Below are 26672 nucleotides of genomic sequence, written 5' to 3' on the forward strand. Positions count from 1 at the left end.
ACGGGCACCTGTCGCATTGGCTGAATTTCACCCCGACCCCGCTGATGGTGGTGCTGATCGCGCTGGTCGTCGCGGTGGGCTTCGGTCTGGCCACCGACTACGAGGTGTTCCTGGTGTCCCGCATGGTCGAGGCGCGCGAACGTGGCATGTCGACCGCCGAGGCCATCCGCATCGGCACCGCGACGACCAGCGCGATCAGCACCACCATCAGCGGGGTCGGGGTGAAATTCAGCCAATGCGACAGGTGCCCGTCGACGAAGATCCACGTCAGGATGCCCATCGTGGACCCGAGCGTCAGCGCGCTCATCACCGCGGCCTTGATCGGCAACACCACCGATCCGAACGCCAGGAACATCAACAGCATGGTCGCGGTGAGCAACAGGACCAGCATCAGCGGAGCCTTGTCGAACAGGCTGTGGATGCTGTCCTGCTCCAGCGCGGGGGTGCCGCCGACATAGAGGTTGAGGCCCTTCGGCGGGTTTATCGCCCGCAGCTCGCTGATCTTCTTGGCGGCATCGTTCTTATTGACGAGGCCGTTCTGGATCACCCGCACCGAGCCGTCCTTGGGCACCGTCGTCCCGTTCGGGCCGGCGACGCAGGGGTTGCCCGCGATCGTCGGGCAGGGCCGCTCCTCCCAGGTCTTGTCGGTGAAGCCACCGATCGAGGAGATCCGGTTGCGGATGTCGGCGACCTGTTGGTCGGTGACCTTGCTGTTGTTGGTGCTCTGAATGACGACCGTGAGTTGCTCGGTGCGGTATCCGGGGAAGAGCTTGTCGAAGTGCTCCTGGGCCTGGCGCACCGAATTGTTCGGCGGCAAATACTTTTCGCTCATGCCACCGAACGACAGGTTGCCCAGGGGGATGACGAGCAGGATCATGCCGACGGCGATCGGGATGGCGAACGCGAGCGGCCGCTTCATCACCCAGTTGACCAGCTTGCCCCAGAAGCCGGCCTCGACCTCTTCGCGGGTCTTGGTCTTCTGCAGCCGGTCGGCGAGCCAGTTGAGGTAGGCGCGCGACCACTTCCAGTTCCGCAGGAACGGCACCCGGAACGCGGTCCGGACGCCCAGCGCGTCCACGTGGCGGCCGAGGATGCCCAGGCAGGCCGGCAGGAACGTGATCGACAGCAGCGCGGCCAGCCCCACCGCGGCGAAGATGGCGTAGGTCAGCGAGTGCACGAAGCCCTGCGGCAGCACCAGCAGGCTGGCGCTCGAGGCGATGATCAGCACCGCCGAGAACGTGACGGTGCGCCCGGCGGTCATCACCGTTCGGCGCACGGCCGCCTCGGTGTCGTAGCCCTCGGCGATTTCCTCCCGGAACCGGCTCACGACGAAAAGTCCGTAGTCGATGGCGATACCGAGGCCGATCAGCGAGACCACGGGCTGGGCGAAGAAGTGCACCGGCCCGAACATGGCGACGAGGCGGAGGATGCCGAGCGAGCCGGCGATGCTGAGCCCGCCGACGATGGCGGGCAGGCCGGCGGCGATCGCGCCGCCGAAGACCAGGAACAGCACAACCGTCACCAACGGCAGTGCCAGCACCTCCATGCGCCGCTGGTCGGTGGCGATGGTGCCGGTCAGGGCGTTGGCGATCGGCTCGAGGCCGGCCAGCGCCACCGTCCCGCCGTCGAGCTTCTGCAGATCGGGCGCGATCGCCTTGTAGTTGTTGAGGATCGTGTCGTCATCGTCGCCCTTGAGCGGGATGGAAACGAACGTGTGCTTGCGATCCTCGCTGACCATGCCCTTGATCAGGGGATTGGTGCTGTCCGGCGCGGCCAGCCAGCCGGCCCAGCCCACCACCTGGTCGGCGTGGTCGGTCTTGAACTTGTTGAGCTGGGCGACGATCTTGTCCCGCCATGCCGGGTCGTCCACCGTCTTGCCCTCCGGGGCGGTGAAAGTGGCGACGATGTGGCTGGTGCGGTCGCGGCCGTAGGTCTGGTCGCCCAGCACCGAGGCCTTCACGGATTGGCTGCCCTCGTCGTAGAAGCCGCTCTGTGTGACATGCTTGCCCAGGCTCATCCCGAAGACGCCACCCAGCAGGCACAGAGCTACCGTGACCCCGATCACGATGTACCGATACCGGTACACAGTTCGACCCCACCAGGCGAACACGCAAGCTCCTTACTGGATCGTCAACGACCCGCGTGGTGTCTCGGTTTCCAAGCCAGTGTCACACACGCGCGGTCAACAGAGCGGACAGCGGCCGGAACGGCTGCAGCCATGCTCCCTGGTCAGGCAGCGAATCTAGGCCGATTCGCGGCAACGGCTCCCGGAACACACCGCTGATGTCTTCCAGGTCGACAAAGTCCAAGGTATCCGACGCTAGCGCCCAACTCGCATGTTCGCGAAATCCGATGACTTGGACGGCGACTCCGGTGCGGGCTATCTCCTCCAGCGGCAGGCGAAATGCCTGCCCGTCGGCCGACGCCACCACCAGCGCCGCCAGCCCCTGGCTGCGCCGCAGCTCGATGTGGGCGAGCATGTCGCGGTCGACGTCGCTGTCCTCGTCGATCTTCGGCTTGGCGAATACGGCGAACCCCACGTTGCGCAGCGCGTCCACCCAGGGGCGGACGACGTCGGCGCTGCCCGGCGCGATGTTGGTGAACACGGTGGCCTCGGGCTCGACCACGACACCGGGCCGGCTCGCGCTGACCTCGGCCGTACGCGCCAGCAGCCAGCGGCCCAGGGCGTCGAACCGCGGGCGCTCCAGGGCGGTGGGTCGTCTGCCCAGGATCGAGCCGAGCCCCATGTCGAGGTTGGGCGCGTCCCAGACCAGCAAGACACGGCCACCCGGCGGTGAGAAGCTGCCCAGCGACGCGTCGTCGGACAACACCGCCAGGGGTTCTGCTGCCGCGGTCTGTTCTTCCGCCAGGCTCATGGTCATCGCCTACTCATGTCGCAGCCAGATGAATTCGGTGACGGCGCTGCCCGCCTCGTGGGCCTTCGTCTCGTACTTGGTGGTCGGCCGCACCACCGAGATCGGGAGCCTGCTCGCGGGGTCGACGCGGCGCAGCCGCGGCTCGGCATCGCCGACGGCACCGATGTGCTCGGCGTAGCCGGGGTGGTCCGTCGCCGCATGCAGGACACCACCAGGGAGTAACCGGTCGGCGATCAGGCCAACCGTGCCCGGCTGCAAAAACCGGCGCTTGTGGTGGCGGGCCTTCGGCCAGGGGTCGGGGAAGAAGACGCGGACTCCGGTCAGCGAGCGCGGCGGGATCAGCCGCTGCAGCACGTCAACGCCGTTGCCGCGGATCAAGCGGATGTTGCCGACCCCTTCGCGGTCGATCGCGCACAGCAGTTGCGCCAGCCCGCGCTTGTAGATCTCCACCGCGATCACATCTATATCGGGTTCGGCCTTGGCCATCGCCACGGTCGAGGTGCCGCTGCCGCAACCGATCTCGAGCACCAGGGGCGCCTCGCGGCCAAACCATGCGCGGGTGTCCAGTGCCGGCTCCATGCCGCCTTCGTCCGTCGCGGACTGGGTGCCGACGGAGAGGCCCAGCTGCGGCCACAGCCGTTCCCAGGTCTGCCGCTGGGCGTCGGAAAGGGCGGATCGCCGGGAGCGAAAGGTCGATGCCGGAAGAAGGCGCTGGTCGCGACGGTCGTCCGATTCCTCCTGGGGCACGGCGCGCCATACTCCCACCCCGGGTTGCGCATGCATTTGTCCATGGTGGCGCATAAACGTGTGATGTAGCCGCCCCTGGTCCGGATTGATACCCAACAGTTGCCTTCAGCTGGTAACAGTCAGACGGTGGCTCGCATCAAAGTGACGCAAGTGCCACCATTCGGTGGGACCCGACCGGCCCCCGGGTCGGATCCATCGAACCGAACGTGAAGCATGAGGGGACGATGAGGGGACAAGGACACCAGGATTTCGTCGACGAACTGGCGGGATTCGCCGCCGGCCACCCCGACCCGCGCGTGACGGCGATCGCGGAGCGGACGGCCGCGCCGCTGGCCGTGCTCGTTCGTGGCCGCCCCGGCGTCGGGCGCGGCACCGTCGCCCGGGCGCTGGCCCGCGCCGGCGCCGCCGCGGGCATCGCGGTGAGCACGGCGGATGGCCGTGCTGCCGACGTCGTCGTCCAGGTGCTCGCCGAGGTGGCCAAGCCCGAAGACGCCGACGCGATCGCCGGCGCCGGGCGCCCGGTGCTTGCGGTGCTGAACAAGGCGGACCTGGTCGGGTCGCTGTCGGGCGGGGACGGGCCGATCGCGGCGGCGCGCAGCCGCTGTGCGGAGCTGACCGCCCGGATCGGTGTGCCCATGCTGCCGGTGAGCGGCCTGCTCGCGGTCGCCGCGCTCGACGGCCTGGACGACTCGTTGTGGTCGGCGCTGCGGACGCTGGCCGCGCATCCGGGCGCCGCCGAGTGCCTCGACGGCTCTTTCACCGGGTTCTTGGCGGCCGACAACCCCCTGTCGACCAGCGTGCGGATGCGGTTGCTGAACAGCCTGGACCTGTTCGGCATCGCGCTCGGGGTCGCGGCGGCGCGGCAGGGCAGGACCACCGCGCAGCTACGGGCCCTGCTGCGCCGGACGAGCGGGATCGACGCCGTCCTGTCCAAGATCTCGGTCGCCGGCGCCGAGGCGCGCTACCGGCGGGTGCTGGACGCCGCCGCGGAGCTCGAGGCCCTGGCGGTCGGTGACGAGACGATCGGCGCGTTCCTGTCCCACGACGACACCGTGGTCGCACGGATGGCGGCGGCCGTCGACCTTGCCGAGGCGGCCGGGCTGAACCCGGGCGTGGCGGGGCCCGCCGACTGGGACCGCGACCCGTCCGCGCACCTGCCGCGGGCGGTGCGGTGGCAGCGTTACAGCCGCACAACCTCGAGCGAGCTGCACCGCGCCTGCGGCGACGACATCGCGCGGGGATCGATGCGCCTGTGGTCGCGGGCCTGCGGGTCGCTGCCGGGGGACTGGCGGTGAGCGCCGACACGCCCGATGATCCGATTGCCCGAGTGGACGCCCTGGTTGCGAGCATCGGGCCGGAGCTGGACCCTCCCGCCGTGCACCGCCGCGACGTGGTGCTGGTGACGGGACCGTGGCTGGCGGGGGTGAGCGCGGTGGCCGCGGCGCTGCGGGAACGGCTGCCGGGGCACAAGTTCGTCGAGTCGTCGGAGTTGGGGCCCGGCGACGTGCCGCTGGCCGTGGTGTTCGTGGTTTCCGCGGCGGCGCACCTCACGCCGTCCGACTGCGCGCTGCTGGACGCCGCCGCCGCGCACACCGATGCGGTGGTGGCGGCGGTGTCGAAGATCGACGTGCATCGGGGCTGGCGCGACGTCCTGGCCGCCGACCGCGAGACGCTGGCCGCGCATGCGCCGCGCTACGCCGGGGTGCCTTGGGTGGGCGCGGCCGCGCAACCCGACCTGGGCGAGCCGATCGTCGACGACCTGGCGGAGGCCGTCTCGGCGCGGCTGGCAGACCCGGAGCTCGATCGCCGAAACAGGCTGCGGGCCTGGGAGTCTCGGCTGGCCACCGTCGCGGAACGGTTCGACCGCCAGGCCGACGGCGCGGGGCGCCGGGCGCGGGTGGAAGCGTTGCGCGACGAGCGCAGCACCGCGCTGCGGCAGCGGCGCGAGGCGAGGACCGAGCGCACCGTCACGCTGCGCGGTCAGATCCAGCAGGCGCGCGTTCAGCTGTCGCACTTCGCGCGCAACCGGTGTTCGTCGGTGCGCAGCGAGCTGCAGGAAGACGCCGCCGGTCTGTCCCGGCGCAGCATGGCCGGCTTCGAGGCCCACACCCGCGGCCGGCTGGACGAGGTGGTGGCCGAGGTGAACGAGGGCACCGCCACCCATCTCGCGGACGTCGCGCAGGTGGTGGGCGTCGCGACGGCCCTGCCGCCCCTCGAGCAGCTGCCGACGGTCGACGTCCCGCCGCCCCCGCTGAAAGCGCGGCGGCACGAGACCTGGCTGATGTTGCTGCTGGGCGCCGGGTTCGGCCTGGGCGTGGCGCTGACCCTGAGCCGGCTGATGGGCGGGCTGGCCGCTCGGCTCAGCCCCGCCCTGTCGGTGGCCGCGGCGGTCACATGCGTGGCGATCGGCCTGGCGGTCACCCTGCTGGTCATCCACATCCGCAGCCTGCTGCGGGACCGGGCGCTGCTCGACCGCTGGGCGGGGGACGTCACCTCCTCGCTGCGGTCGGTGGCCGAGGAGCTGGTCGCCACCCGCGTCCTGGTCGCCGAGTCGGTGCTCAGCAAGGCCGTGTTGGCCCAGGACGAGGTCGAAAACGCCCAGGTGAGCGACCAGGTCGACGCCATCGACCGCGAGCTGCGCGCGCACGCCACGGCCGCGTCGCGGGACGCCGCCGCCCGGGACCGCGAGCTGCCGACGGTGCTGGCGGCCCTCGAGGCGGTGCGTGCGGAACTCGGTGAAGCGGGTATATCTACGTCCGACGATTCCGTTTCGGACGTGGAAAAAGCCGCGGCGGACGAGGCAACCGAAAAACCCGCTTCTTTCAGCGGTGATGCGGATGCCGGGGAAGCTTCTGAATCGTTGCTGTGAGAAGGCTTATACCTGCCCGAGGCTTCCCCGACAAGGTGCTCACGATAACCTGTAGTTAACGCCACCATTCAAGCAGCTGTGTGGTCGAGCACATACGCAATTGAAGAGATGTACGAGTACGCAGAAGGATTCAGGAGATTTCGATGACCTCAGCGACCATTCCCGGTTTGGACACCGCGCCCACCAACCATCAGGGGCTGCTGTCGTGGGTACGGGAGGTCGCCGAGCTCACTCAGCCTGAGCGCGTGGTGTTCACCGACGGCTCCGCCGAAGAGTTCGACCGGCTGGCCGGCGAGCTGGTCGAGGCCGGCACGTTCACGAAGCTGAACGAGAAGAAGCACCCCAATTCCTACCTGGCGTTGTCGGACCCGTCGGACGTTGCGCGTGTCGAGTCGCGGACCTTCATCTGCTCCGAGCGCGAGATCGACGCCGGCCCCACCAACAACTGGATGGACCCGGGCGAGATGCGGGCGCTGATGACCGACCTGTACCGCGGCTGCATGCGCGGCCGCACCATGTACGTGGTCCCGTTCTGCATGGGCCCGCTCGGCGCCGACGACCCCAAGCTGGGCGTCGAGATCACCGACTCGGAGTACGTCGTCGTCTCCATGCGCACGATGACCCGGATGGGCAAGGCCGCCCTGGAGAAGATCGGCGACGACGGGTTCTTCGTCAAGGCGCTGCACTCGGTGGGCGCCCCGCTCGAGCCCGGCCAGAAGGACGTGCCGTGGCCGTGCAACGACACCAAGTACATCACCCACTTCCCGGAGACCCGCGAAATCTGGAGCTACGGCTCCGGCTACGGCGGGAACGCCCTGCTGGGCAAGAAGTGCTATTCGCTGCGCATCGCCTCGGCGATGGCCCACGACGAGGGCTGGCTGGCCGAGCACATGCTGATCCTCAAGCTGATTTCCCCGGAGAACAAGGCGTACTACTTCGCCGCCGCGTTCCCGTCGGCCTGCGGCAAGACCAACCTCGCGATGCTGCAGCCGACCATCCCGGGCTGGCGCGCCGAGACCCTGGGCGATGACATCGCCTGGATGCGGTTCGGCAAGGACGGCCGGCTGTACGCGGTCAACCCGGAGTTCGGCTTCTTCGGGGTGGCGCCGGGCACCAACTGGAAGTCCAACCCCAACGCGATGCGCACCATCGCGGCGGGCAACACCGTGTTCACCAACGTCGCACTGACCGACGACGACGAGGTGTGGTGGGAAGGCCTGGAGGGCGAGCCGGACCACCTGATCGACTGGAAGGGCCAGGACTGGTACATCCGCGAGACGGAAACCAAAGCCGCCCACCCGAACTCGCGGTACTGCACCCCGATGTCGCAGTGCCCCATCCTGGCGCCGGAGTGGGACGACCCGCAGGGCGTGCCGATCTCGGGGATACTGTTCGGCGCCCGCCGCAAGACCACGGTGCCGCTGGTGACGCAGGCCCGCGACTGGCAGCACGGCGTGTTCATGGGCGCCACCATGGGCAGCGAGCAGACCGCCGCCGCCGAGGGCAAGGTCGGCACGGTGCGCCGCGACCCGATGGCCATGCTGCCGTTCCTGGGCTACCACGTCGGTGACTACTTCCAGCACTGGCTCGACCTGGGCAAGAACTCCGACGAGTCCAAGCTGCCGAAGGTGTTCTTCGTCAACTGGTTCCGCCGCGGCGAACAGGGCGAGTTCCTCTGGCCGGGCTTCGGCGAGAACAGCCGCGTGCTGAAGTGGATCGTCGACCGCATCGAGCACCGGGCCGGCGGTCAGGACACCCCGATCGGCATCGTGCCGACCGCGGCCGACCTGGATCTCGACGGCCTGGACGTCGAGGCCGAAGACGTCACGAAGGCGCTCGCGGTCAACGCCGCCGAGTGGCGCGAAGAGCTGCCCCTGATCGAGGAGTGGTTCGAGTTCGTCGGCGAGAAGCTGCCCACCGGCGTCAAGGACGAGTTCGAGGCGCTCAAGCAGCGGCTGGCCGACGCCGGCTAGCTAGCGCCTGCGGTCCCCACCCGCGCGCCGGGTGGGGCTGGTCCTCTTCTCCGCGTACATCAATTCGTCTGCCCGGGCCAGCAATTCGTCCAGGGTCGCGTGCTCGGCGACGGGCGCCTGCACCAGGCCGATGCTGGCGGACAGCCGGTAGGTGCGGTCGCTGGTCTCGTTGAAAGTGTGGAACGCCTCGGCGAGCCGTTCCTTGACCTCCGCCGTGCCGGCGTCGCGTTCGGTGATCATGACGCAGAATTCGTCGCCGCCGAGGCGGGCGACAATGTCGGACTCGCGCCGCACCTGGCGCAGCACCTCGGCGACGTCCTTGATCAGCGCGTCGCCGACGTCGTGTCCCTGTTCGTCGTTGACCCGCTTGAGCCCGTCGACGTCGAGGAAGGCGAGCACGCAGTTGTGCCCGAGGTGGTGCGCCCCGCGAAGCTTCTGCTCGGCCAGCAGGTAGAAGCCGCGGCGATTGCTGAGCCCGGTCAGCTCGTCGGTGACCGACAGCCGGCTGATCTCCTCGTTGGCCCTTTCCAGCTCGGCGGTGCGGTCGCGCACCCGCTGTTCCAGTTCGGAGTAGACCGCGACGTTCTCCATGGCGATCGACGTCGAATCGGCGAGGGCCTGCAGCAGGCGCACCTCCTGCTCGGACGGCGGATGCCGGTGCGCCCAGTAGTTGCCGATCGCCCCGATCGGGTCGAGCTTGCGGATCGGGACCATCACCAGGCTCTTGACGAAGGTCGCGCGGTAAAGGCCTTGCGGGATACGGGAATCCCGGTAGATGTCCGGGATGATCGCGGCCTCGCGGTTGCGCATCGCCCACCCGCTGACGCAGATCTCGATCGGGAAGCGGCTGCCCTTCCACAGCGGTGCGATGGCATCCTCGTCGGCGTAGTAGCAGGCGTCGTCGTCGCGCAGGACGAAAGTGGCGCCGTCGCAGCCGGTGAGCTCACGCGCCGAGGTCCGGACGATGCGCTGAATTTCCGGCAGGCTGCGCGCCAGCGACAATTCCTGGACCGCCTGCAGCAGGCGCTCCATGCCGTCGACATAGTCGTAAACGCCGAGTCGGCCGGTCGGCGAGCAGCACGCGGCGGGGGCGGACAGGCGCTCAGCCGCCTCCATGGGCACCTCCGTACCAAGACCGACCGGCCGCTCCGAAACCGCGTCGTGCAAGGGACGGTACCTCAACCCGATCGGCGCTGCACGAGTACCGATCCGGGGCCCGCGGCCCCGGCGCCCGACCACTTGACACCCGTCAAGTTTTTCGGCGGTACAGTCTGCCCATGCAGATTCGCGAGTACCTCGGCGCCGGCAAGGCCGCCGTCATCCTCCACCCCTCCGGCACGGTCATCACCTTCGACGAGCTCGAGGCGCGGGCCAACCGGCTGGCCCATTACTTCCGGCGGGCCGGCCTCGTCGAGGGCGACGCCGTCGCGATCCTGATGGAGAACAACGAACACATCCACGCGGTGATGTGGGCGGCGCGGCGCAGCGGCCTGTACTACGTGCCGATCAACACGCACCTGACAGCGGCCGAGGCCGCCTACATCATCGACAACAGCGCCGCCAAGGCGATCATCGGGTCGGCGGCGCTGCGCAAGACGTGCGAGAACCTGGCCGAGCACCTGCCCGGCGGCCTGCCCGGGCTGCTGCTGATCGCCGACGACGAACTCCAGGGCTGGCAGCGCTACCCCGAATGCGTTGCGGGCGAGCCCGACACCCCGATCGACGACGAACTCGAGGGCGACCTGCTGCAGTATTCGTCGGGCACCACCGGCCGGCCCAAGGGCATCAAACGCGAACTGCCGCACGTTCCGCCGTCCGAGGCGCCCGGCATGATGTCGGCGCTGGTGAGCTTCTGGATGAACCCGGACTCGATCTACCTGAGCCCGGCGCCGCTGTATCACACGGCGCCCTCGGTGTGGTCGATGAGCGCGCAGGCCGGCGGGGTCACGACGGTGGTGCTGGAGAAATTCGATGCCGAGGGCTGCCTCGACGCCATCCAGCGTCACCGCGTCACGCACGGCCAGTTCGTCCCGGCGATGTTCACCCGCATGCTGAAACTGCCTGAGGCGGTGCGTAATTCGTACGACCTGTCCAGCCTGCAGCGGGTCATGCACGCGGCGGCGCCCTGCCCGGTGGAGATCAAGAAGCAGATGATGGACTGGTGGGGGCCGATCATCGACGAGTACTACGCCTCCTCCGAGGCGCACGGGTCGACGCTGATCACCGCCGAAGAGTGGCTGGCGCACCCCGGCTCGGTCGGCAAACCGATGGGGGGCGCCCTGCACATCCTCGACGAGAACGGCAACGAGCTGCCGCCCGGGCAGGCCGGAGAGATCTACTTCGAGGGCGGATATTCGTTCGAATACCTCAACGACCCCACGAAAACCGCGGCCTCCCGCAGCAAGCACGGCTGGGCCACCGTCGGCGACATCGGCTACCTCGACGAGGAGGGCTACCTGTACCTGACCGACCGGCGCCACCACATGATCATCTCGGGCGGGGTGAACATCTACCCGCAGGAGGCCGAAAACCTCTTGGTCACCCACCCGAAGGTGTTGGACGCGGCCGTGTTCGGGGTTCCCGACGACGAGATGGGGCAACGCGTGCTCGCCGCCGTGCAGACCGTCGACCCGGGTGACGCCACCGACGAATTCGGCGACGAGCTGCTGGCCTGGCTGCGAGACCGACTGGCGCACTACAAATGTCCGAAATCGATCGCGTTCGAGACGCAATTGCCGCGCACCGACACCGGCAAGCTCTACAAGAACGGGCTGATCGAGAAATACTCGGTGTGACCCATGCTCCAGGTGGTGGACCTGGCGAGCCCGCCGGATGCCGGTCCCGCATCCCCGCCGGGGGTGATCCTGGCGCACGGCGCCGCTTCCGACCTCGAGCGCTGTGAATCCTGGCTGGAGGCAGCGACTTTCACCGTCACCGAGGACCGCTGTCACGATCGGCGGGCGATCACGGTCGAGTCGGTTCCCGACGCGCTCGCGCGGCTGACCGCGCGGTGTCGTCGTTGGCCGCACGCCAGCAGCCTCTGTGACGATGTGCTGCGCGGGGTGGACCCGGGCGGCCCGGCGCTGGCTGGGGTGGTGATCGAATCGCTGGCGTACTCGACCCTGCAGGCCGGACCCGAATTCGCGCGCTGGCTGGGCGAACGCGGTCCGGCCGAGATGCCCGACATCGCCGACCCGGTGCTGGCCCACCGCGACGGCGACACCGTGTGCATCGCGTTCAACCGGCCGCAGCGCCACAACGCGTTTTCCACCGACGCCCGCGCCGCGCTTCTGGAGGCGCTGACCGTCGCGCTACTGGACCCGTCCGTGTCCGGGATCGTGTTGCGCGGCAACGGGCCGTCGTTCTGCAGCGGGGGCGACCTCGCCGAGTTCGGCACCTTCGCCGACCCCGCGAGCGCGCACCTGGCCCGCACCCGGCACAGCCCCGCGCTGGCGCTCGTCGCGCTGACCGCCCGGCTCGGTGACGCCTGCCGGGCCGAGGTGCACGGCCGCGTGCTGGGCAGCGGGCTGGAGATGGCGGCGTTCTGCGGATGGGTGGCCGCGCGGGAGGATTCGGTGTTCGGCCTTCCCGAACTCGAGCTGGGGCTGATCCCCGGCGCCGGCGGGACGCTCAGCGTCACCCGCCGAATCGGCCGGTGGCGCACCGCCTATCTCGTGCTGTCCGGGCGCACCATCGACGCCGAAACGGCGCTGGCCTGGGGTCTGGTCGACGCGATCCGCGACTAGAACTCGCCTAAAGCGTTGTCAGAAGCCGGAATACGTCGTGGTCGTGGTCGACGGCAGGTTCGAGACGGCGATCACGCCGATCGCCACATACAGGATCACCATGATCACCGCGAACACCGCGCCCGCGATGGCGCCGATGATGGCCCATTTCTTGGCGTTGTCGGCGGCGGCCTGCGCCTCGGCGTAGCGCCCCTGGGACCAGAGTCCGGACACCTTGGTGGAGTAGACGATCGACACGATTCCGAACGGCAGACAGCACAGCACGGTGCACAGGATGGCCCAGACGAGGTAGTTGTCCGGCTCCTGCTGGCCCGGCCAGCCCGGTTGCGGCGCCTGCCAACCCGGCTGCTGGCCCGGCCAACCCGGTTGCTGGCCCTGCCAACCCGGCGGCTGCCCCTGCCCACCGGGCGGCTGACCCTGCCATTCCGGCTGCTGACCCTGCCATTCCGGCGAGCCTTCGTACGGCCCTGGGGGATAACTCATGGCAGCCGACTTTCCTTCGTCGCAGTGACTTTTACTCCCGCGCCGCTTTGCTGGTGCCAGAAGTCAGGCAAATATACAGCACACCAGGGCGTCAAGCCCGCACATTCGGACTCAGATGCCACCGCGCGCGACGAGCTGCCCGGCGATCACGTTGCGCTGAATCTCGTTGGTGCCCTCGCCGACGATCATCAGGGGCGCGTCGCGGAAGTAACGCTCCACGTCGTATTCGCATGAGTAGCCGTAGCCGCCGTGAATCCGCACGGCGTTCAGCGCGATCTCCATCGCCACTTCGGAGGCGAACAGCTTGGCCATGCCCGCCTCCATGTCGCAGCGCTCGCCGCTGTCGTACCGCTCGGCGGCGTAGCGGGTGAGCTGACGGGCGGCGGTCAACTTGGTCGCCATGTCGGCCAGGTAGTTGCCCACCGACTGGTGCTTCCAGATCGGCCGGCCGAAGCTCTCCCGCTGCTGCGCATAGGCCAGCGCGTCCTCGAGCGCCGCGGTGCCCACGCCCAGCGCGCGGGCGGCGACCTGGATGCGCCCCGTTTCCAGGCCCTTCATCATTTGCGAAAAGCCCTCGCCCATCCGGCCGCCCAGCACCGCCGACTCCGGCGCGGAGAAGTCGTCGAACGACAACTCGCAGGATTCGACGCCCTTGTAGCCCAGCTTGGGCAGGTCTCGCGACACCGTCAGGCCCGGGCCGTGCTGGACGAGCACGATCGAGATGCCCCGATGTCGCGGCGCGGCGTTCGGATCGGTCTTGCACAGCAGCGCGATCAGATCGGACCTCCGCGCGTTGCTGATCCACGTCTTGGCGCCGTTGATGCGCAGGCCGCCCGTACCGTCGGGTAGGGCCGTCGTCGTCATGTTCTGCAGGTCCGAGCCGCCGCCCGGCTCCGTCAACGCCATGGTGGCCCGCAGCTCGCCGGTCGCCATCGACGGCAGGTAGGCCCGCTTCTGCTCCTCGGTCCCGAACAGCGTCAGCAGCTTTGCCACCACTGTGTGCCCGCCCATCGCCCCGGCCAGGCTCATCCACCCGCGGGCCAATTCCTCGGTGACCCGCACGTAGCACGGCATGGAGACCGGCGAACCGCCGTACTCCTCGGGAATCGCCAGGCCGTAGATGCCGATCCGCTTCATCTGCTCGATCCACGCCTCGGGATAGGTGTTGGCGTGCTCGATCTCACGGACCGTCGGTTTGACGTCCCGGTCGATGAACGCCCGCACCGTGGCGACGAGCATCTCTTCTTCGTCGTTCAGCTCACTTCTCACGTGTGCCATATTGGCCCCGTGACTTTTGCGTATGTACGGGAGGGCGGGCCCTACTTCGACGACCTCTCCGTCGGTCAGGTCTTCGACTGGGCGCCGGTGATCACGCTGTCCTCGGGATTGGCCGCGGCGCACCAGGCGATCGTGGGGGATCGGCTGCGGCTCGCCCTGGACGCCGGGCTGTGCGCCGCCGTGACCGGCCTGCCCGCCCCGCTGGCGCATCCGGCGCTGGTCTGCGATGTGGCGATCGGGCAGTCGACGCTGGCCACCCAGCGTGTCAAGGCCAACCTGTTCTACCGCGGCCTGGCGTTTCACCGGTTCCCGGTCATCGGCGACTCCCTGTACACCCGCACGGAAGTGGTTGGGCTGCGGGCGAACTCACCCAAGCCGGGTCGCGCTCCGACCGGGATGGCGGCGCTGCGGATGACCACCGTCGACCAGGACGACCGGCTGGTGCTCGACTTCTACCGCTGCGGCATGTTGCCCGCCGGCCCCGACTGGCGGCCCGACGAGGCGCCGCACGACGACCTGTCCACCATCGGCGCCGACGCGCCCGGCCCCGAAGTCGACCCGACCGCGCACTGGGACGGCGAGGTCTTCCGGAACAAGGTGCCAGGTCCCCACTTCGAGCCGGGCCTGGCCGGTGCGGTGCTGCACAGCACCGGCGACGTCGTAAGCAGCGCCCCGGAGCTCGCCCGGCTCACGCTGAATATCGCCGCCACCCATCATGATTCGCGGGTCGGCGGGCGACGGCTGGTGTACGGCGGCCACACCATCGGGCTGGCGCTCGCGCAGGCGAGCCGGCTGCTGCCCAACCTGGTTACGGTGCTGGGCTGGGAATCCTGCGATCACACCGGTCCCGTCCACGAGGGCGACACCGTCTACAGCGAGTTGCACGTCGAGTCGGCCGAGCCGACCCGGCACGGTGGCGTGCTGCGGCTGCGGTCGCTGGTCTACGCGGCGGGCGAGCCGGACCGTGCGGTGCTGGACTGGCGATTCAGCGCGCTCCAGTTCTAGGACCGCCACGCGCACAATGGGAGGCGTGAGCTCGGCTACGTCGACGTGGGGGAGCAGCGGGCTGGCCTACCTGACCGGCCTGCCGGGCGGGCCGCCCGACTTCTCCCGCGCGAACGTGCTCTGGCACGCCCGGCGGGTGGCAACGGCCGTCGGCGAGCGGCTGGACGTCGCGGTCGACGCCGCCGACCTGCTGGCCGGGCGGGCCGCGCTGCTGGGCCTGACCCGCGGCGGCCGGGTCTCCGCCGGGGGCGCCACCCGATTGCTGACGGCCGCCGACGGCTGGTGCGCGATCACGCTGTCGCGGCCCGACGACGTCGCTGCCGTCCCCGCCCTCGTGCAGAGCGACGACGTGGGGGCGGACCCGTGGCCGGCGGTGCGGCACTGGGCGGCAACGCATCACCGCTCCGCGGTCGTTGAGCGAGCGGCCCTGCTCGACATCCCGGCGGCCGCCCTGAGCGAGGCCGCGGCCGCGGCCCCGCGGATCCGACCGTGGGGCGCCCGCGGGCCGGCGCGCGACGTCGGCGGTCTGCTGGTCGCCGACCTGTCCTCGATGTGGGCCGGTCCGCTCTGCGGACAGCTGCTGGCGCGCGCCGGGGCGACAGTCGTCAAAGTCGAAAGCCCACGCCGACCCGACGGCACCCGGGCCGGGAACCAGGCCTTCTTCCATTGGATGAACGGTGAAAAGCTCTCCTATTGCGTCGATTTCGACACCAACGCCGACGAATTGCACGAGCTGCTTGCCGTCGCCGACATCGTGATCGAAGGCTCGCGGCCCGCGGCGCTGACGCGGCGCCGCCTCGGGCCGCACGACATCGAGCCAAGGCAGGGGCGAATCTGGTTGCGCATCACCGGCTATGACGGCGCCAGGCCAGGGTTCGGTGACGACGCCGCGGTGGCCGGCGGCCTGGTCGGCGTCGCCGCCGACGGACCGGTGTTCTGCGCCGACGCCATCGCCGATCCGCTGACGGGGCTGGAGGCGACGCGGTTGGTGGCCGATTCGCTGGGCCGCGGCGGCGGCGAACTGATCGAGGTCGCGATGGCCGCGGTCGCCGCCGGTTACGCGGCGCTGCCGACGCAGGCGTCGGTGTCGAACCGGCCCGCGCCGCCCCCGCGTGTTCCGCAGGCTGCCCGCCGGTCGGCACGGCTGGGCGCCGACCACGAGGCCGTGCGCCGGATCGTGGCCGAAAGGAGTTGCCGGCGATGCTGATTCGTCGCGCGACTCTGCTGGACGGGACGACCACCGACATCCGGTTCGGCACCCGCATCGACGAAATGGGCGACGGGCTGGCCGCCGAGACCGGCGAGGGCGTGCTCTACGCCGGTGGGGGCACCGTCCTGCCCGGCCTGCACGACCACCACGTGCACGTGCGTTCGGCCGCCTCGGCCCTGGATTCGTTCTTCGTCGGGCCACCGGGTGTCAGCACCAAATACGAACTGGCACAACTGCTGTCGAACGCGACGCCGGGCCCCGACGGCTGGATTCGCGCCATCGGCTATCACGAGTCGGTCGCGGGCGATCTGGACCGGGACGCGCTCGACGCGATGGTGCGCACCGCCCCGGTGCGCATTCAGCACCGCAGCGGGGTGCTGTGGATCCTCAACTCCGAGGCGCTGGGCCGGATTGGGCTTTCCGAACATCCCGACGGGCGCCTGCGCAGCGCGGACCACGGCTGGTCGGACCTGCTGCAGCGGCGCGAGAGCGACCTGGCGGAGCTGAGCCGGCGAATCACCGCCACCGGCGTCACCGGCGTCACCGACGCCACCCCCGACCTCGACGCCGACGACATGGTGTCACTCGTGGTGGCGCACCGGCACGGCGAGTTCCGGCCACGACCGAGTTTCCTGTCCCCGGGCAAGATCATCCTGCACGACGACCGCCTCGACCTCGACGCCCTGACCGACTGGATCGGAGACCACCACGACACGGGCAGGCCCGTCGCCGTGCACTGCGTGACCGCGGCCCAGCTGGTGGTCACCATCGCCGCGCTGCGGTCGGCCGGCAGCCATCCACGAGATCGGATCGAGCACGCCGCCGTGGTGCCGCAGGACAACGTGGCCGACCTCGCCGAGCTGGGTGTCACCGTGGTGACGCAACCCAACCTCGTTGCCGAGCGCGGCGACCACTACCTCGCCGACGTCCCCACCGCCGAGCAACCCGAGCTGTGGCGGGTGGCCTCCCTGCTGGAGGCGACGGTGCCGGTGGCCCTGTCCACCGACATGCCGTTCGGCCACGGCGACCCCTGGACGGCGATGCGCGCCGCCGTCCACCGCACCACTGTCAGCGGCGCCGTGCTGAACCCCAACGAATGTGTCTCCGCCCGAGAGGCTTTGACGATGTTCCTCGGCCGGCCGGACCGGCCGGGCCAGCCGCGCACCGTGGCGGTCGGAGAGCCGGCGGACCTCTGTGTGCTGAGCGAGCCGCCGGCGACGGCGCTGGCCGAGCTGGACGCAGGCATGGTGGCGGCCACCATCATCGGCGGTGAACTCGTCTACTTCTCGATGTGACCGGCGATCACGGCGCGGTGGCCAGGGCGGCGCGCAGCATTGCACACTGGCTGTCGAAAAATCGCTGCGACACTTGCGCTTTGGGCACGATCAGGTCGAAGCCGTGGAAGGCGCCCGGGATCGTCTCGACCTGGCACGGCACCCCGGCGGCCGTCAGCCGGTCCGCGTACGCCAGGTCCTCGTCGTGGAACAGGTCATGCGTGCCGACTCCGATCCAGGCCGGCGGCAGCCCGCTCAGGTCGTCGCGCCGCCCCGGCACCGCGGCCTGCGGGTCGGCGTCGCCGAGATACGCCGACCAGCCAAACTGGTTGCTGCGGTTGTCCCACAGCCGATAGTTCGAGCTGGGGGCGGTGGCCGAACTCCGGTCGTCGAGCATCGGATACGTCAGCAGCTGGAACGCGGGGCTCACCTCGGCGCGGTCGCGGGCGAGCAGCGCCAGGGCCGCGGCCAGGCCGCCGCCGGCGCTGGCCCCGCCGATGGCCACCCGGTACCGGTCCACGGACGGCAGATTCGCCAGCCAGGTCAACGCCGAATAGCAGTCCTCCAGCGGCACCGGGTACGGATGTTCGGGCGCCAGGCGGTATTCCACCGATGCGACGGTGATGCCCAGCCGGCGGCTGAACCCACTGCAGAGCCGGTCGTCCTGTTCGGCGGTGCCGATCACGTATCCGCCGCCGTGGATCCACAGCAGCGCCGGGGCCGGTCCCGCGACGCCGGCCGGCCGGAACAGCCGGACGCCGGCCCCCGAACCCAGCGTGATGACCTCGACATCGCGGACGGGCTTACTGAGGCGGCTGCGCAACGCGATCCCGGCCCGCATCAGCGGCAGCGTGCGGGGACCGACGAGTCGGCGCGGGGCGAATCGGGCGATCCGCTGCAGGTCAGGGTGAACATCGGCGTTCGGCACCGCATCAGTATCACCGACGCGGAAAACCGCGCGGCCTGCTATCAGTGATATGCGGGGGTCGGACATGGGAGGCAAACGTGACCGGGAACGTCCCGAGGCTCGCTGCGCGGTTCGTCGACACCGCGCTCGGCAAGATACGCGTGCAGGTCAGCCCGGGCACCGGCGCCGCGGTGCTGCTGTGGCCCAGCCTGTTGATGACCGGGGACCTGTGGTCCGGCCAGGCCGCCCGGTTCGGGGCGAGCCACCGCCTGGTGCTGATCGACCCGCCCGGCCACGGCGGCAGCGAGCCGCTCCGGTCGGCCTTCACGTTCACCGACTGCGCGAGCTGCGTCGTCGACCTGCTGGACGGGCTCGGCATCGAGAAGGCCCACTTCGTCGGCAATTCCTGGGGCGGCATGATCGGCGCCACGTTCGCGGCGCTGCACCCCGATCGCCTCGACCGCGCCGTCCTGATGAACTGCACGGCGTCGAAGGCGGGCGCCGTTCAGAAGGCGAAATACGCGGCCATGTTGCGCGCGGCGGCGCTGCTGGGCGGCATCCGGCCGCCCCTGACGCGGTCGGCCCTGCGCGCCTTCCTCGGCCCGACGACGCTGCGCGCCCGGCCGGACGTGGTCGAGACCGTGCGCGCCGGCCTGCGGGCGGTCGACATCGATTCGGCCCGCTGGGCGGTCCGCAGCGTGGTCCCCGCCCGGCCCGACCAGCACGCGCTGCTGGGAACCATCGCGGCCCCGGTCCTGGTGGTCGCCGGCGCGGAGGACGCCACTTTTCCCGTCGCGGAGACTCGGGCCATGGCGGAGTCGATCCCCGGTGCGTCGTTTCGCGTGCTCGACGGCATCGCGCACCTGGCGGCGCTGGAAGACCCCGCCCGGGTCAACGACGTACTTGAGGCCTTCCTGTTCGGCGCCCCCGCTTGATCCGCGAGAACGCGTGTGGCAAGGGAGTTCTGCCGAATCCCCGGCGGGACTGAACCATTCCGCGCCCTGGCGCGTAGCCCAAAGGCGGTGGATTAGCCGCACGAAGATCGGGGTATCGGTGGAATGCTGGCGAGCGCGGCACGCGTCAGCGTTTCGTCGTCGCAACGTCCCTCACCGGGACCGAGCGTGGACCGCCCGGGCGGGCAGGACGCGAGGGACGTGAATGCTGGGTCATCTCTACGATCAGGCACTCGGCGGCGAGCGATGTTGGATTCGCCACGACGACGGGGAGCTGCGGCCGCTCCCGGCGCACCGCTGGTTGGGGGTGCGATGTCCCGACGACGTATGTCCCGGTGATGGATCTGAGGACGCCTTCGACGAAGTCTTCGACGAAGCCGTCACCCAGATGTGCACCGGGCCGACGATCGAATTGGGTTGCGGCCCGGGCAGACTGGTGGCCCGGCTGATCCAGCGGGGGATACCGGCCCTGGGCATCGACCGCTCCGTCGCCGCGATTCGGCTGGCGGGACGCGGCGGCGCGCCGGCCCTGCTGGGCGATGTGTTCGACCCGCTGCCCGGCATGGGTCTTTGGCAGACGGTATTGCTGGTCGACGGCAACGTCGGCCTCGGCGGAGACCCGTGCCGCATCCTGGGACGGGCGGCAGAGCTGCTGGCCCGGGGCGGGCGGTGCGTCGCCGAATTCGACGCCGAGAACATCGGCATCCGTGCGCGCTGGGTCCGGCTGGAGTCCGCGGGCGAGGTCGGACCCTGGTTTCGGTGGGCGTCGGTCGGCGTGGACAGCGCCGCGGCGCTCGCGGCGCAGGTCGGTCTGACGCTGACCGGTCTCCGTCTGATCGGCGATCGCGTAATCGCGTGTCTGGCGTCCATGTGAGCGTGTCGCGGCCGGCCGTCTCTTGGTCGAATGGCAAACGCCGCCGTCTCCGCGAGCACGGCAAATCGGCACACGGCAACCGCAGCCCCAGCGTGTTTCCGACGCCGGATGATGGGTCGACGCAAACGTCAGTTTCGGACCTGGCCCCGGGGGTACGCTGCCCTCACACGACGGCAAGGAGGCCGAGTATGACTTCGTGCGCGAAATGGTTGCTGCGGGCACGTCCCGGCGACTACGCGCTGGCCTTGAGCGTCGCGGGTGCGTCGCTGCCGGTGGTCGGCAAGCACCTCGAGCCCCTGGGCGGCCTCACGGCGATGGGCATCTGGGGCGCCCGGCACGCACCCGACTTCCTCTCCGGCATGACCAAGCCGCGTCAGGCGAAGGAAGCCGCCGAGTCGCTGCGCGGCGATGACGTCAGCATTCAGGACGTGTCCGTCGCGGCGCTGCGGGGCATCGTGTCGGCCGCCGACCTGGAGCTGGAATGGCCCGCGGCGGTACGGACGCCGCCGATCTGGGACGCGATGCGCCAGCGCCGCTACCTCCACCGCCGCGCGGTCCACTACGGGGACCACCCCGCGCAGGTGCTCGACGTGTGGCGCCGCAAGGACCTGCCCGCGCAGCCCGCGCCGGTGCTCATCTTCGTGCCGGGCGGCGCCTGGGTGCACGGCAAGGCCATGGGTCAGGGCTCGGCCCTGATGTCCCGGTTGGCGGAGCAGGGTTGGGTCTGCCTGGCGATCGATTACCGCGTCGCCCCGCACCACCGCTGGCCGCGGCACATCGTCGACGTCAAGACGGCGATCGCGTGGGCGCGTGCCAACGTCGACAAGTTCGGCGGCGACCGCGATTTCGTCGCCGTGGCCGGGTGTTCGGCCGGCGGCCATCTGTCCGCACTGGCCGGGCTCACCCCCGACGACCCGCAGTACCACGCGAAGCTGCCCGAAGGCGCCAACACCTCGGTCGACGCCGTGGTCGGCATCTACGGTCGCTACGACTGGGAGGATCGGTCGACCCCGGAGCGGGACCGGTTCGTCGACTTCCTGGAGCGGGTCGTCGTCAGGCGCAGGATGGACCGCCACCCCCAGGTGTTCCGCGACGCGTCCCCGATGGCGCGTGTGCATCGAAATGCCCCGCCGTTCTTGGTGATTCACGGCAGCAGGGACAGCGTCATTCCCGTCGAGCAGGCGCGCAGCTTCGTGGACCGGATGCGGACGGTGTCGCATTCGATGGTGGGCTACCTGGAGTTGCCCGGCGCGGGCCACGGGTACGACCTCGTCGACGGGGAACGGGCGGGCGCCGCGGCGCACGCGACTTCGCTGTTCCTCAACCAGGTTTACCGCACCAAGACAAACGCGGCCAAAGAGGTTATCTGAACCGCCGCCGCTGAGTATGGTCCCTTTATGGGTAAGGGGCAGCGGTGAAACGGCTGAGCGGGTGGGATGCGGTCTTGCTCTACAGCGAGACGCCGAACGTGCACATGCACACCATCAAAGCCGCTGTGATCGAACTCGATTCCGATCGTCTCGACTTCGGCATCGACGCGTTCCGCGAAGTCATTCGCGGCCGCCTGGGCAAGCTGGAACCGTTCTGCTATCAGCTGGTCGAGATCCCCTTCAAGCTCCACCACCCGATGTGGCGGGAGCACTGCGACCTCGACCTGGACTACCACATCCGGCCATGGCGGCTGCCCGCTCCGGGTGGCCGGCGCGAACTGGACGAGGCCATCGGGCGCATCGCCAGCACGCCGCTGGACCGCAGCCGGCCGCTGTGGGAGATGTACTTCGTCGAAGGCCTGGCGAACAACCGGATCGCGGTGGTGGGCAAGATCCACCACGCGCTCGCCGACGGGGTCGCCTCGGCCAACCTGATGGCCCGCGGCATGGACCTGCAGCCCGGACCCGAGGGCGGGCCGTACGTGTCCGACCCGCCGCCCACCACCGGGCAGCTGATGGGTTCGGCGTTCGCCGACCACCTGCGCCACGTGGGGCGGATCCCGTCGACGATCCGCTACACCGCGCAGGGGCTGGGCCGGGTGCGCCGCAGCTCACGCAAGCTGTCACCGGAGTTGAGCCGGCCGTTCGAACCTCCGCCCACCTTCATGAACCACAAGATCACCCCGGAGCGCCGGTTCGCCACCGCCACCCTGGCGCTGGCCGATGTGAAGGAGACGGGGAAGCGGCTGGGAGCGACGATCAACGACATGGTGCTCGCCATGGCGACCGGCGCGCTGCGCACTCTGCAGCTGCGCTACGACGGCGAGGCCGTTCCGCTGCTGGCGTCGGTGCCGATGAGCTTCGACTTCTCGCCGGAGCGGATCTCCGGCAACCGCTTCACCGGCGTGCTGGTGGGCCTCCCGACCGATTCCGACGATCCGCTGGAGCGGGTGCAGTGCAGCCACGAGAACGCGATCGCCGCAAAGGAGAGCAACCAGCTGATGGGGCCTGAGCTGGTCAGCCGCTGGGCGGCCTACATGCCGCCCGCGCCGACCCAGGCCTTCTTCCGGTGGGCGTCCGGCCGCGACGGGCACAACAAGATCCTGAACCTGAACATCTCCAACGTGCCGGGTCCGCGCGAGCGCGGCCGGGTGGGCGGCGCGCTGGTCACCGAGATCTACTCGGTGGGCCCGTTGACCGCAGGCAGCGGCCTCAACATCACCGTGTGGAGCTACGTGGACCAGCTCAACATCTCGGTGCTGTCCGACGGCGCCACGCTCAAGGACCCGCACGAGGTGACCGAGGCCATGGTCGCCGACTTCATCGAAATACGCAGGGCCGCAGGGCTTCCCGAAGAGCTGACGGTCGTCGAGGCCGCGATGGCGCCAGCCTGAGGGCTATCCCGGAAACGGGACTCTCGACTGGTGCCAATGCCATTTCCGTCGACCGCTACGATCTTCTCGGATAAGCAGCCACCCCTACCCGAAGGAGCTGTGCGGCCGTGAGCGAAGACGCCAACGAACCCGAAGTCCTGGTCGAACAGCGGGATCGGATTCTAATCATCACGATCAACCGGCCCAAGGCGAAGAACGCGGTCAACGCCGCGGTGGCCAACGGCCTGGCCGCGGCCGTCGATCGGCTCGACGGCGACGCCGGTCTCTCGGTGGGCATCCTGACCGGCGCGGGCGGATCCTTCTGCGCGGGCATGGACCTCAAGGCCTTCGCGCGCGGCGAGCTGCCGATCGTGGCGGGCCGGGGCATGGGCTTCACCGAGCGCCCACCCGCCAAGCCGCTGATCGCGGCGGTCGAGGGCTACGCGCTGGCCGGCGGCACCGAGCTCGCCTTGGCCACCGACCTGATCGTCGCGTCCAAGGACTCGGCCTTCGGCATCCCCGAGGTCAAGCGCGGGCTGGTCGCCGGGGGCGGCGGCCTGCTGCGGCTGCCGCAGCGCATCCCGTCGGCCATCGCGATGGAGCTGGCGCTCACCGGGGAAAACCTGCCCGCCGAGCGCGCCCACGCGCTCGGGCTGGTCAACGTGTTGGCCGAGCCGGGTAAGGCGCTCGACGAGGCGATCGCGCTGGCCGAGAAGATCGCCGCCAACGGCCCGCTGGCGGTGGCCGCCACCAAGCGGATCATCGTCGAGTCCCGCGGCTGGAGCCCCGAGGAGATGTTCGCCGAGCAGAACAAGCTGCTGGCGCCGGTGTTCGCGTCCAACGACGCGAAGGAGGGCGCGATCGCCTTCGCCGAGAAGCGCCCACCGCGCTGGACGGGCAGCTGAGCGGCCGGGTTACACTATGGCTTAGATTTGTAAACCGTTGGGGAATCGGAAAGATCGAGGATGAGCATTTCGCTGCTGCTCGAGATGGCCGCGTCGAGCAACCCCGATCGCACGGCGGTCGTCTCCGGCGACGTGCGGCTGACGACGCAGCAGCTCAGCGACCTGGCCGACGGTGGCGCCGGCGTGATCGCCGGATCCGGCGCCAGGCACGTCGCGTACGTGGGCACCGGCGGCGCCATGCTCCCGGTCCTCATCTTCGCGGCCGCGCGCGCCGGGGTCGCCTTCACGCCGATCAACTACCGGCTGTCCGCCGACGGCATCCAGGCGCTGATCGACCGCCTGCCCGAGCCGCTGGTGGTCGTCGACAGCCGGTACAGCGACATGCTGGGCGGGGCGTCGCCGCGGCTGATGACCACCGAGGAATTTCTGACCGCGGCGCGCGGTGCCGAGCCGGCCGCCGAGTTCCCCGACCCGGAGTCCGTCGCGATCGTCCTGTTCACGTCCGGCACCACGTCGCAGCCCAAGGCCGTCGAACTCTCGCACAACAACCTGACCAGTTATGTCACCGGGACAGTGGAGTTCGAATCGGCCGACGCGGGCGAGGCGGCACTGATCTGCGTTCCGCCGTATCACATCGCCGGGGTCAGCGCCGCGCTGTCCAACCTGTACGCCGGGCGCAAGATGGTCTACCTGCCCACCTTCGACGCCCAGGAATGGGTGCGGTTGGTCGACGCCGAGCGAGTGACCACCGCGACGGTTGTGCCCACCATGCTGGATCGGATCGTCACGGTGCTGGAGAGCGGCGGTCACGAGCTGACGTCGCTGCGCAACCTGGCCTACGGCGGCTCCAAGGTGGGCCTGCCGCTGGTGCGCCGGGCGCTGGAGCTGCTGCCGCACGTGGGCTTCGTCAACGCCTACGGCCTGACCGAGACCAGCTCGACGATCGCGGTGTTGGGGCCCGACGACCACCGGGAGGCGCACTCGGCCGCGGAGGCGCACGTCGCCAAGAGGCTGGGGTCGGTCGGACGCCCCGTTCCCGGCATCGAACTGCAGATCCGCGACGAGGACGGCAAGGTGCTGGGACCCGGCGAACCCGGTGAGCTGTTCGTGCGGGGCGAGCAGGTGTCGGGGCGCTACACCGGGATCGGCTCGGTGCTCGACGACGAGGGCTGGTTCCCGACTCGCGACGTCGCCCTGCTCGACCAGGACGGCTACCTTTTCGTCAGCGGTCGCAGCGACGACACCATCATCCGCGGGGGCGAGAACATCGCGCCGGCGGAGCTGGAGGAGGTGCTCATCGAGCACTCCCACGTGCGCGACGTCGCCGTGGTCGGCGTGGAGGACCCGCAATGGGGACAGGCGATCGTCGCCGTCGTGGTCCCGGCCGTCGGGATCGATCCCGACCCCGAGGAGCTGCGCGAGCACGTCCGCAAGAGCCTGCGCGGCTCGCGCACCCCGGACCACGTGGTGTTTCGCGACGAGTTGCCCACCACGGCGACCGGCAAGGTGCTGCGCCGCGAGATCGTCAAAGACTTAGGTGCACTGCGTGCCGCGCCGGCCGACCAGTAGGGAAGTTAGGGAAGAAACATGATCAAGAACGGGACCCGCCTGGCCAGCCAGGTATGTGACACGCAGGTGATCGTCGTCAGGAGCGCCGACAGCCTCGATGACTTGCGTTGTGGCGGTGCGCCGATGGTGCCGATCGGCGCCGAGCGTGCCGGCGAGCTGGACCCGGCGTTCGCAGGCGGCACCGTGATGGGCAAGCGCTACGTCGACGAGACCGGCGCCGAGGTGCTGGTGACCAAGCCGGGCGCCGGGAGCCTGAGCGTCGGCCAAACCGCCCTGCAGCTCAAGGAAGTCAAGCCGCTGCCGGCCAGCGACTGAGGAGTTACTCGCCGATATTGTTGCGCAGCACGAATTCCCTTGCCTTGATGAGGAATTCGAGTTGCTCGCCGACTTGGCGCAGCGGGTCGATGCTGCCGGTCGAGCGGGACAGCACGATGGCGCCCTCCAGCGAGGCGATCGACATCACCGCCAGCGAGGCGGCGCACGGCTCGTCGAAGCCGTCGTGGGTGAAGGCCCGGGTCAGCGCGGCGCACCAGCGGCCCAGGATCGCGGCGGCCTCGGCGGAAAGCGTGGCGTCGTCGTCGTCCGAGCCGATCGCCGCGGCCACCACGGGGCAGCCGGCGTTGAAGCCGCCCTCGGTCAGCAGGCGCTCCCAGAATTCGACGAACTTGCCCAGGAGCACCCGGGCGCCCTGCTCGGCGGCGTCGTCGATCATCGCGGTGATCGAGTCCCCGGAGTAGCGCAGCGCCTCGATCAGGATCTGGTTGCGGCCGTCGGGGAAGTGGTAGTAGACGGAGCCGCGCGGCGCGCCGCTGCGGGCGAGCACCGCGTCGATCGTCACTCCCGCGGCGCCCCGTTCACGCATCACCTCGGCGGCGCTGGCCAACATCTTCCTGCGCGTGCCGCCACGCTTCGTCGGGGTGAGATCCTGCACAGATTCGCTCGTGGTCGCCACTCTCGTGCCTCCCGGGGCCAACGTCATGCAGCGTGGGAATGCCGCAGTGCCGGCCAATGCATGCTGCGCGGGCTGAAGCGGAAATTCCGGCGCTTCAGGTCGGGCACCTCGCGGGTGAATTGATAGCCGCCGATGTTCAGCTCGATGATCCACATGATTCTCTCCCGGCCTAAGCGCCGACCATGATTATGCTGAGAAGCATATAAGACAGCGGTCCAGTAAGCAAGTTTTATCCCCTATGTAAACCC

Annotated in this window: 23 protein-coding genes and 2 pseudogenes; 16 read left to right on the plus strand and 9 right to left on the minus strand. The window is 69.7% G+C overall.

Annotated features, from left to right (window positions below):
* Positions 1-44: 44 nt before the first annotated feature.
* Positions 45-131: pseudogene (locus A5704_RS29870) on the plus strand (MMPL family transporter); the annotation flags it as partial.
* A 44-nt stretch (positions 132-175) separates the two neighbouring features.
* Here A5704_RS29870 and A5704_RS22215 read toward each other — a convergent pair.
* The 3 genes and pseudogenes from A5704_RS22215 to trmB form a co-directional block, all read right to left on the minus strand.
* Positions 176-2110: pseudogene (locus A5704_RS22215) on the minus strand (MMPL family transporter); the annotation flags it as partial.
* A gap of 58 nt (positions 2111-2168) precedes the next feature.
* Positions 2169-2876, minus strand: coding sequence for an NYN domain-containing protein (locus A5704_RS22220; RefSeq protein WP_067756824.1), 708 nt, complete (start codon positions 2874-2876; stop codon positions 2169-2171).
* Positions 2877-2885: 9 nt separating this feature from the next.
* On the minus strand, positions 2886-3677 hold the full coding sequence (gene trmB, locus A5704_RS22225) for a tRNA (guanosine(46)-N7)-methyltransferase TrmB (RefSeq protein ID WP_197499087.1): 792 nt from the start codon (positions 3675-3677) through the stop codon (positions 2886-2888).
* A gap of 170 nt (positions 3678-3847) precedes the next feature.
* Here trmB and A5704_RS22230 point away from each other — a divergent pair, with 170 nt between their 5' ends.
* The 3 genes from A5704_RS22230 to A5704_RS22240 all read left to right on the plus strand — a co-directional run bounded on the left by A5704_RS22230 (position 3848) and on the right by A5704_RS22240 (position 8465).
* Positions 3848-4918, plus strand: coding sequence for a hypothetical protein (locus tag A5704_RS22230; protein ID WP_067756807.1), 1071 nt, complete (start codon positions 3848-3850; stop codon positions 4916-4918).
* Positions 4915-6492 (plus strand): hypothetical protein, encoded by a 1578-nt coding sequence (locus A5704_RS22235; protein ID WP_197505012.1) that lies wholly within the window; start codon positions 4915-4917, stop codon positions 6490-6492. The genes A5704_RS22230 and A5704_RS22235 overlap by 4 nt, the downstream gene beginning before the upstream one ends.
* A 143-nt stretch (positions 6493-6635) precedes the next feature.
* The gene (locus A5704_RS22240; protein WP_067756800.1) at positions 6636-8465 is read left to right on the plus strand and encodes a phosphoenolpyruvate carboxykinase (GTP); all 1830 of its coding nucleotides are present in this window, start codon (positions 6636-6638) and stop codon (positions 8463-8465) included.
* Here the strand turns inward: A5704_RS22240 and A5704_RS22245 are convergent, their stop codons facing one another.
* Positions 8466-9581, minus strand: coding sequence for a sensor domain-containing diguanylate cyclase (locus A5704_RS22245; protein ID WP_082950470.1), 1116 nt, complete (start codon positions 9579-9581; stop codon positions 8466-8468).
* 161 nt (positions 9582-9742) lie between these two features.
* Here A5704_RS22245 and fadD4 point away from each other — a divergent pair, with 161 nt between their 5' ends.
* Together fadD4 and A5704_RS22255 are read left to right on the plus strand one after the other, a co-directional pair.
* Entirely contained in the window at positions 9743-11260 is a 1518-nt protein-coding gene (gene fadD4, locus A5704_RS22250; protein ID WP_067756797.1) for a fatty-acid--CoA ligase FadD4, read from the plus strand.
* 3 nt (positions 11261-11263) lie between these two features.
* Positions 11264-12211 carry an enoyl-CoA hydratase/isomerase family protein gene (locus A5704_RS22255; protein ID WP_067891091.1) on the plus strand — a complete coding sequence of 316 codons (948 nt, stop codon included), beginning with the start codon at positions 11264-11266 and terminating at the stop codon, positions 12209-12211.
* A gap of 18 nt (positions 12212-12229) precedes the next feature.
* Here A5704_RS22255 and A5704_RS22260 read toward each other — a convergent pair whose 3' ends face one another.
* Together A5704_RS22260 and A5704_RS22265 are read right to left on the minus strand one after the other, a co-directional pair.
* A complete protein-coding gene (locus tag A5704_RS22260; RefSeq protein ID WP_067756791.1) occupies positions 12230-12694 on the minus strand; it encodes a CD225/dispanin family protein in 465 nt (154 codons plus the stop codon).
* 111 nt (positions 12695-12805) lie between these two features.
* On the minus strand, positions 12806-13951 hold the full coding sequence (locus A5704_RS22265) for an acyl-CoA dehydrogenase family protein (RefSeq protein WP_067891134.1): 1146 nt from the start codon (positions 13949-13951) through the stop codon (positions 12806-12808).
* Between the two features lie 30 nt (positions 13952-13981).
* On the opposite strand from A5704_RS22265, the gene A5704_RS22270 reads away from it, so the two are divergent.
* From A5704_RS22270 to A5704_RS22280, 3 genes are read left to right on the plus strand one after another with little or no spacing between them, the layout of a single operon-like run.
* Positions 13982-14977, plus strand: coding sequence for a MaoC family dehydratase (locus tag A5704_RS22270; protein WP_067891093.1), 996 nt, complete (start codon positions 13982-13984; stop codon positions 14975-14977).
* Between the two features lie 16 nt (positions 14978-14993).
* Positions 14994-16184 (plus strand): CoA transferase, encoded by a 1191-nt coding sequence (locus A5704_RS22275; RefSeq protein WP_067891096.1) that lies wholly within the window; start codon positions 14994-14996, stop codon positions 16182-16184.
* Positions 16178-17482 (plus strand): amidohydrolase family protein, encoded by a 1305-nt coding sequence (locus A5704_RS22280; protein ID WP_067756781.1) that lies wholly within the window; start codon positions 16178-16180, stop codon positions 17480-17482. The genes A5704_RS22275 and A5704_RS22280 overlap by 7 nt, the downstream gene beginning before the upstream one ends.
* Before the next feature lie 7 nt (positions 17483-17489).
* Here the strand turns inward: A5704_RS22280 and A5704_RS22285 are convergent, their stop codons facing one another.
* Positions 17490-18389 (minus strand): alpha/beta hydrolase, encoded by a 900-nt coding sequence (locus A5704_RS22285; RefSeq protein WP_067891099.1) that lies wholly within the window; start codon positions 18387-18389, stop codon positions 17490-17492.
* A gap of 77 nt (positions 18390-18466) precedes the next feature.
* Here A5704_RS22285 and A5704_RS22290 point away from each other — a divergent pair, with 77 nt between their 5' ends.
* From A5704_RS22290 to A5704_RS22320, 7 genes are all read left to right on the plus strand, one after another.
* Positions 18467-19303 carry an alpha/beta fold hydrolase gene (locus tag A5704_RS22290; protein ID WP_197498954.1) on the plus strand — a complete coding sequence of 279 codons (837 nt, stop codon included), beginning with the start codon at positions 18467-18469 and terminating at the stop codon, positions 19301-19303.
* Positions 19304-19526: 223 nt separating this feature from the next.
* Positions 19527-20195, plus strand: a complete 669-nt coding sequence (locus tag A5704_RS22295; protein ID WP_067756775.1) for an SAM-dependent methyltransferase — start codon at positions 19527-19529, stop codon at positions 20193-20195.
* A gap of 188 nt (positions 20196-20383) precedes the next feature.
* On the plus strand, positions 20384-21565 hold the full coding sequence (locus tag A5704_RS22300; protein WP_067756772.1) for an alpha/beta hydrolase: 1182 nt from the start codon (positions 20384-20386) through the stop codon (positions 21563-21565).
* Between the two features lie 44 nt (positions 21566-21609).
* The gene (locus A5704_RS22305) at positions 21610-23019 is read left to right on the plus strand and encodes a wax ester/triacylglycerol synthase family O-acyltransferase (protein WP_067756769.1); all 1410 of its coding nucleotides are present in this window, start codon (positions 21610-21612) and stop codon (positions 23017-23019) included.
* A gap of 107 nt (positions 23020-23126) precedes the next feature.
* Complete coding sequence (locus A5704_RS22310) at positions 23127-23903, plus strand: crotonase/enoyl-CoA hydratase family protein (protein ID WP_067756766.1); 777 nt, start codon at positions 23127-23129, stop codon at positions 23901-23903.
* Between the two features lie 60 nt (positions 23904-23963).
* On the plus strand, positions 23964-25472 hold the full coding sequence (locus A5704_RS22315) for a class I adenylate-forming enzyme family protein (protein ID WP_067891101.1): 1509 nt from the start codon (positions 23964-23966) through the stop codon (positions 25470-25472).
* An 18-nt stretch (positions 25473-25490) separates the two neighbouring features.
* A complete protein-coding gene (locus A5704_RS22320; RefSeq protein WP_067891104.1) occupies positions 25491-25787 on the plus strand; it encodes a hypothetical protein in 297 nt (98 codons plus the stop codon).
* A 4-nt stretch (positions 25788-25791) separates the two neighbouring features.
* Here A5704_RS22320 and A5704_RS22325 read toward each other — a convergent pair whose 3' ends face one another.
* Complete coding sequence (locus A5704_RS22325; protein WP_067755600.1) at positions 25792-26358, minus strand: TetR/AcrR family transcriptional regulator; 567 nt, start codon at positions 26356-26358, stop codon at positions 25792-25794.
* Positions 26359-26447: 89 nt separating this feature from the next.
* Positions 26448-26579, minus strand: coding sequence for a hypothetical protein (locus A5704_RS29580; RefSeq protein WP_255369104.1), 132 nt, complete (start codon positions 26577-26579; stop codon positions 26448-26450).
* Positions 26580-26672 lie beyond the last annotated feature (93 nt).

The organism is Mycobacterium sp. E735, from assembly GCF_001666955.1.
Lineage (GTDB): Bacteria > Actinomycetota > Actinomycetes > Mycobacteriales > Mycobacteriaceae > Mycobacterium.

Coding starts and splice junctions, on each gene's coding strand:
- fadD4 (WP_067756797.1), top strand. CDS start 9,743: ATGCAGATTCGCGAGTACCTCGGCGCCGGCAAGGCCGCCGTCATCCTC.
- A5704_RS22280 (WP_067756781.1), top strand. CDS start 16,178: ATGCTGATTCGTCGCGCGACTCTGCTGGACGGGACGACCACCGACATC.
- A5704_RS22240 (WP_067756800.1), top strand. CDS start 6,636: ATGACCTCAGCGACCATTCCCGGTTTGGACACCGCGCCCACCAACCAT.
- A5704_RS29580 (WP_255369104.1), bottom strand. CDS start 26,579: ATGTGGATCATCGAGCTGAACATCGGCGGCTATCAATTCACCCGCGAG.
- A5704_RS22245 (WP_082950470.1), bottom strand. CDS start 9,581: ATGGAGGCGGCTGAGCGCCTGTCCGCCCCCGCCGCGTGCTGCTCGCCG.
- A5704_RS22255 (WP_067891091.1), top strand. CDS start 11,264: ATGCTCCAGGTGGTGGACCTGGCGAGCCCGCCGGATGCCGGTCCCGCA.
- A5704_RS22315 (WP_067891101.1), top strand. CDS start 23,964: ATGAGCATTTCGCTGCTGCTCGAGATGGCCGCGTCGAGCAACCCCGAT.
- A5704_RS22220 (WP_067756824.1), bottom strand. CDS start 2,876: ATGAGCCTGGCGGAAGAACAGACCGCGGCAGCAGAACCCCTGGCGGTG.
- A5704_RS22275 (WP_067891096.1), top strand. CDS start 14,994: ATGGGAGGCGTGAGCTCGGCTACGTCGACGTGGGGGAGCAGCGGGCTG.
- A5704_RS22320 (WP_067891104.1), top strand. CDS start 25,491: ATGATCAAGAACGGGACCCGCCTGGCCAGCCAGGTATGTGACACGCAG.
- A5704_RS22260 (WP_067756791.1), bottom strand. CDS start 12,694: ATGAGTTATCCCCCAGGGCCGTACGAAGGCTCGCCGGAATGGCAGGGT.
- A5704_RS22295 (WP_067756775.1), top strand. CDS start 19,527: ATGCTGGGTCATCTCTACGATCAGGCACTCGGCGGCGAGCGATGTTGG.
- A5704_RS22300 (WP_067756772.1), top strand. CDS start 20,384: ATGACTTCGTGCGCGAAATGGTTGCTGCGGGCACGTCCCGGCGACTAC.
- A5704_RS22325 (WP_067755600.1), bottom strand. CDS start 26,358: ATGTTGGCCAGCGCCGCCGAGGTGATGCGTGAACGGGGCGCCGCGGGA.
- trmB (WP_197499087.1), bottom strand. CDS start 3,677: ATGCGCCACCATGGACAAATGCATGCGCAACCCGGGGTGGGAGTATGG.
- A5704_RS22230 (WP_067756807.1), top strand. CDS start 3,848: ATGAGGGGACAAGGACACCAGGATTTCGTCGACGAACTGGCGGGATTC.